Below are 3086 nucleotides of genomic sequence, written 5' to 3' on the forward strand. Positions count from 1 at the left end.
TAACCTCTCTCTTTGGACTCAGGGTCAACATACAAGGAGCGAGCCTGCTCGCGATTAACCTGAGAACCCCGCGGGGTGTCAGGCTGCCAGCGTCATCGTTGACGCCCATCGCGAGCAGGCTCGCCCCTACAGGGGGCGGTGGCGTCAGCCTTGGACAGGAACGCCTTTGAGGTATGGCGCAGGCTCGGCGCCCAGGTTGCTCAACAGGCGCTCGCTGTACCAATCCACAAAGTTCACCACACCAAACTCATAGGTCTTGGAGTAAGGGCCTGGCTGGTAAGCGGTGGAGTTGATGCCGCGCTGGTTCTCTTCAGCCAGGCGACGGTCCTGGTCGTTGGTGGCGTCCCAGACCTGGCGCATGCGCTCGACGTCGTAGTCCACGCCTTCGACCGCGTCCTTGTGCACAATCCACTTGGTGGTGACCATCGTTTCCTGGGCACTGATCGGCCACACGGTGAACACGATGATGTGGTCGCCCATGCAGTGGTTCCAGGAGTGCGGCAGGTGCAGGATGCGCATCGAGCCCAGGTCCGGGTTCTTGATGCGGCCCATGAGTTTTTGGCAGCCCTGTTTACCGTCCAGGGTCATCGATACGGTGCCCTTGAGCAGCGGCATGCGCACGATGCGGTTGCGCAGGCCGAAACTGGCGTGGGCGTAAGGGATCTTTTCGGCTTCCCAGGCTGCGGCGGAAGCGGCAACGTGATCCTTGAATGCCTGGTCGGCGCGCGGGTCGGTAACGTCGTCCCATTCCAGCAGGGTTTTCAACAGCTCCGGGTGCGACGCGTTGCAGTGGTAGCACTCGCGGTTGTTTTCCAGCACCAGTTTCCAGTTGGCCTTTTCCATCAAGGTGGTGGTGATCGCCACCTTGGTGTTTTCCATGTCGTACGGTTCCATGTAATGGCTGAGCGTCGACAGGAAGTCATCGATGGCCGGCGGGTTCTCCGACAGGCTGATGAAAATGTAGCCGCCGGCGGTTTTCACGTTCACCGGTTTGAGGCCGTATTGCTTCATGTCGAAGTCGGCGCCCATTTCGGTGCCGGCGAACAGCAGGCGACCGTCGAGTTCGTAGGTCCACTGGTGGTAGTGGCAGACCAGTTTGGCGACCTTGCCTTTTTCACTGGTGCACAGGCGCGAACCGCGGTGACGGCAGACGTTATGGAACGCATGCACTACACCTTCGGCGCCGCGGATCACGATGATCGGATTCTTGCCAACCTGCAGGGTCAGGTAGTTGCCCTTGGCGGGAATTTCGCAGGTCATGCCGGCGATCAACCACTCTTTCTGAAAGATTTCCTGCATGTCGATATCAAACAGACGCTCGTCCGAGTAAAACGGCTGCGGCAGCGAGAACGTGCGCTCACGCTCTTGCAGCATCTGCGCGGTGGCCTTGCGTGCGGGTTCCAGCGGATCGCCCAGGCTCAGGGTAGTAGTGACGTCCATCGTTTAATCCTCAAGGCCATTCTGTGTGGCCGGCGAAAGTGGCTAATCAGGTGTACTGCTAACGGTTGCTACGCAAGGTGTAAAGAATGTGTCTTGGTATGGGGCGAGTGTGGGGCCGCCGCTGGCCAGAACCTTATCCATGGGCGACATGGTGCAATCTGTTCCCGACGCGCAACCCCCGGTACTTGCGGGCTGGTCGCGATAAGCATGTCAATGTCGCAGATAGGTAAATGGCTGATCTGCGCTATACGCAGAATCGCCAACATGAAGGCCGACAGTCGGCCGTGGAGATCAGCATGTCCAACAACTTCCTGAACCCGGTAACCACCCAGACCTGGGCCAATGGTCGACACATCGTCCGTTGCGTCAAAGTCATCCAGGAAACCTGGGATGTGCGCACCTTCTGTTTCATGGCCGACCAGCCGATCATGTTCTTCTTCAAGCCGGGGCAGTTCGTTACCCTGGAGCTGGAGATCGAAGGCCAGCCGATCATGCGTTCGTACACCATTTCCAGCTCGCCGTCGGTGCCGTACAGCTTCTCGGTGACCATCAAGCGCGTGCCGGGCGGCAAGGTCTCGAACTGGTTGCACGACACCCTGCACGAAGGCCAGGAGCTGGCGGTGCACGGGCCGGTGGGATTGTTCAACGCCATCGACTTCCCAAGCCCGAAAGTGCTGTACCTCAGCGGCGGCGTCGGGATCACGCCATGCATGTCCATGGCGCGTTGGTTCTACGACACCAACGCCAACGTCGACATGACCTTTATCCACAGTGCCCGTTCACCGAAAGACATCATCTACCACCGCGAGCTGGAGCACATGGCGTCGCGGATCGACAACTTCAGCCTGCACCTGATCTGCGAGAAGCACGGCCTGGGCGAGCCTTGGGCCGGTTATCGCGGTTACCTGAACCACAAGATGCTGGAATTGATGGTCCCGGACTTCCTCGAGCGCGAAGTGTTCTGCTGCGGGCCGACCCCGTACATGAACGCGGTCAAGCGCCTGCTGGAGAACGCCGGCTACGACATGAAGCGTTATCACGAGGAATCCTTCGGCGCCACGCCACCGGAAGCCCGTGCCGATGCGGTCGAGCAAGCCGAACAAGCGGCCGATGCGCCCGAAATCGATGCCGCGGACTTGCATCAGGTGGAGTTCATCACTTCAGGCAAGAGCATTCGCGTGGCCCCCGGCGAAACCGTGCACGCCGCTGCAGCGAAAGTCGGGCTGATGATCCCGAAAGCCTGTGGCATGGGCATCTGCGGCACCTGCAAGGTGATGAAGCTCGGTGGCGAGGTGGAGATGGAGCACAACGGAGGGATCACCGAAGAAGACGAAGCCGATGGGTTCATCCTGTCGTGCTGCAGCGTGCCGAAGGGCGACGTGCGCATCGAGTTCTAACAGCCGCGAAACTGATCGTTCCCACGCTCCGCGTGGGAATGCAGCCTGTGACGCTCCGCGTCACGACGGTATCGGGCGTCACCCAGGTGTTGAAGTTGGAACGCGGAGCGTTCCTGGAGGCGTTCCCACGCTCCGCCTGGGAATGCGGCCTGTGACGCTCCGCGTCACGACGGTGTTCGGCGTCGCGCAGGTGTTGAAGCTGGAACGCGGAGCGTCCCTGGAGGCGTTCCCACGCAGAGCGTGGGAACG

The 3086-nt window shown here is 60.5% G+C and carries 2 protein-coding genes; one reads left to right on the plus strand and one right to left on the minus strand.

Features of this window, described 5'->3' with window-relative positions:
• Nucleotides 1–144: 144 nt before the first annotated feature.
• Complete coding sequence (gene gbcA, locus D8U69_RS06850; RefSeq protein ID WP_056853886.1) at nucleotides 145–1440, minus strand: glycine-betaine demethylase subunit GbcA; 1296 nt, start codon at nucleotides 1438–1440, stop codon at nucleotides 145–147.
• 296 nt (nucleotides 1441–1736) lie between these two features.
• Here gbcA and gbcB point away from each other — a divergent pair, with 296 nt between their 5' ends.
• A complete protein-coding gene (gbcB, locus tag D8U69_RS06860) occupies nucleotides 1737–2837 on the plus strand; it encodes a glycine-betaine demethylase subunit GbcB (protein ID WP_056854371.1) in 1101 nt (366 codons plus the stop codon).
• The last annotated feature ends 249 nt before the right edge of the window (nucleotides 2838–3086 follow it).

The organism is Pseudomonas sp. Sample_16 (assembly GCF_004307665.1).
Lineage (GTDB): Bacteria > Pseudomonadota > Gammaproteobacteria > Pseudomonadales > Pseudomonadaceae > Aquipseudomonas.